The sequence below is a fragment of the Deltaproteobacteria bacterium genome (genome assembly GCA_020848745.1).
GTDB lineage: Bacteria > Desulfobacterota > Binatia > UTPRO1 > UTPRO1 > UTPRO1.
Map to the genome: position 1 here is coordinate 1 of JADLHM010000096.1, position 2,742 is coordinate 2,742.

Genomic DNA, 2,742 nt, shown 5'->3' on the forward strand with positions numbered 1-2,742 from the left:
CCCGGACCCGGAAGACCTGCCGCGTTGTTGACGGCGGACGCACCGGTCGGAGCGACGCAGAAGATCGTCGCGAAGGTCGAGGTGCCGGTATGGTTGTGCGGAGCACTGTGCGAGCCGACCGCCGTGATCGTCTCGCCGACGGTTCCGTTGTAGCCCGCGAAGCACTCGCGCTGGTGGACGCCGCAGCTGTCTCCAGTTGCCGGGCAATCGCCGTCGGTCAGACACCCGCGGAAGTTCTCGATCTTGCATTGCTGATCGACCGGGCCGACGTCACACTGACCCTCGCCGCCCGCGAGCGCGGCGCAGCCTTCCACAGGACCCGTGTTGGTGTCGTCGAGACACGCGTGCGGCTGGCGAGGCGTACCCGCCGCGTTGCTGCAGGTGCCCGTACAATCGGCATCGCTCGCGCACGGCTTCTGCGAATCTTCCGAGCAGCTGGCGCACATGCACTTCTTACCCGGCGCGCCGTTGCAGTTCGGGCTCCCGGCGCTCAGGGTCTTCGTGACCGTGCCGTTGTTGGTGTTCGAGAGGTCGACCGGGAGGGTCGCGACGGGCGCGCCCGACGGCGGGCAATCGAGGCTCGTGTAGCCGAACGACGGCACCGGCGACTCACCGTTGCGATCGCAGGCCTGGCCGTTCCGAGCGCCGCCGGTGCAGGTACCGTTCTGCAGGCCGTCGTTCGGGATGTCGGCCCCGTTGCAGACCGGGCACGGATTGTTGATCGTCCCCGTGGTGTAGACGCGCGAGAGGACGCTCGCCGTGCCGCCGCTGGCGCCGCTCGCCTGGTTGAAGGTGCCCGACATCGTGCCGTTCCACTGGCTCGTCACGCAGGTGTTGACGCCGCCCGCCACCAGAGGCAGCGGCGAGCCGAAGAAGCGCTGGCAGTCGCCCGCGCCGCCAGTGCAGTCACCGTCGCTCGTGCACTGCTTCCAGGTCTCGCTCACGCACCGATGGGCCGCGAGATTGCCGCTCCCGACCATGCCGTAGATGATGTCGTTGACGAACGCGTCGTCCGCCGCCTTGAGCGAGCCCTGATCCTCGAAGGTGACGCACGCCGTCGCGCTCGCCGGAGGATTCTTGTCCTCGAGCTTCTGCACGCAGCTCGCCTTGCCGCCCGCGTTCGAAAGGATGGCGTTGCACTTCGAGAGGTCCCCCACCGTCGAGCCGGCCTTGAACGCCTTGCCGACGATGCCGAGCACGCACGCGTTGTACTTCGACACGCACTTGGTCTTGCCGGAGAGGCACTTGTTCAGCGGATTGCCGCCCGCCGGGTTCAGCGTCGCCGCCAGCTCGGCGACGTGCGCCTCGACCTTCGACCGCACGACCGCGGCGTCACCGATGGTCGCGCCGCAGTTGTCGTTCTTGGTGTCGAGCTTCTCCATGCAGCCCTTGCCCGTCGCGGGGTCGGCGAGGAAGCCGGTGCGACACTTGTCGACGCACGCAACATCGACGGGGGTGCCCTTGCCGAATGCCTTCCCGTAACAGCCGAGGAGGCACGACTTCATCTTGGTGACGCACTTGGCTTTGCCCGCCTTGCAGCCGCTCGCCGTGCCCACTTGCCCGAAAATGGCGTGCGCAGGGCTCGAGCCGACCAGCGCGAGCATCATCGCGGCCAGCAGGCCGGATTTCAGGATCAACTTCATGGCGAATCCTCCTTGGGTTTGGTGAAGTGATGCCCGGCAACCACCATGACTGCCGGGCGCGAATAGACCGACGGACTTGTTTGTTTCGAGAGTCGGCACCGTCACGCGTTCGTGGGGGAAGCGTCGATTTGCGGCGGCGAGATTGCGACAGATGACACATCGTAGTCAACAAAAAACCTCATGACACAGCGCTTCAAATTGCCTCCGGAGCGCATTCCTCGCGACCTTGCAAGACATCCGCCCCAGCAAACGCTGTGCGCCACGACGTGAAGATTCCATCTGTCGAGCGGCGCGCCCGAAGTGATATGCGACTACGTGCGACAGCAGTCCCGCCGAATCGCACAACCACCGTCAGGAGCCCGATCCACCCCATGCGAAACCCCCGCCTCCGTGTCGCCCGCCTCGGGCGCGCCGCCCTCCCCGCCCTCGCCCTCCTCGCCGCTTCGATCGTCCCCGCCGGGGCTGACACGCTCGTGATCCAGCCCTCCAACCAGGACGCTTTCGTCATGAAGAACTTCCCGAACCGCGTGACCGGAACCAGGAACACGCGGCTGCGCGTGGAAGCGTCGCCGGCGAAGAAGATCCGCCGCGCCCTCGTGCAGTTCCCGCTCGGGTCGATCCCGGCCGGCTCGACGGTGGGCTCGGCGGTGATCGGGCTGTACGCCTCGGTGAACGCGCAGAGCTCCACGTTGACGCACGCGCTGCACCGCGTGACGGCGCCCTGGCAGGAGAACACGGTCAAGTGGAACACCCAGCCGCCCTTCGCGGCGGCGCCCTCGGCGACGGCGCTCGTCGGCGACGGCCGCGGTTTCAAGAGCTTCGACGTGACGGCCGACGTGCAGGCGGCGATCAACCGCTGCTCCGACGACCACGGCTGGATCGTCAAGGACGTGGCCGAGACCGCGACGGACCTCGCCGTCGCGTACATCTCGCAGGAGGAGAAGCACCCCGCCGACATCGGCAACCGCCCACGCCTCACGGTCGCCTTCACGCCGCCGCCGTGCGCGACGAACGCCGACTGCCAGGACGCGAACCTCTGCACGACCAACGAGCGCTGCGAGGCGGGCGCGTGCGTCGTCGACCCGGTACAGTGCGACGA

2 protein-coding genes are annotated in these 2,742 nt (G+C 67.5%); one reads left to right on the top strand and one right to left on the bottom strand.

The features are described 5' to 3' along the window. The coding region (locus IT293_13860) for a hypothetical protein (GenBank protein MCC6765738.1) at window positions 1-1,643 on the bottom strand (1,643 nt) is incomplete at its 3' end. A 371-nt stretch (window positions 1,644-2,014) separates the two neighbouring features. On the opposite strand from IT293_13860, the gene IT293_13865 reads away from it, so the two are divergent. Further along, on the top strand, window positions 2,015-2,742 hold a 728-nt coding region (locus tag IT293_13865; GenBank protein MCC6765739.1), incomplete at its 3' end, for a DNRLRE domain-containing protein.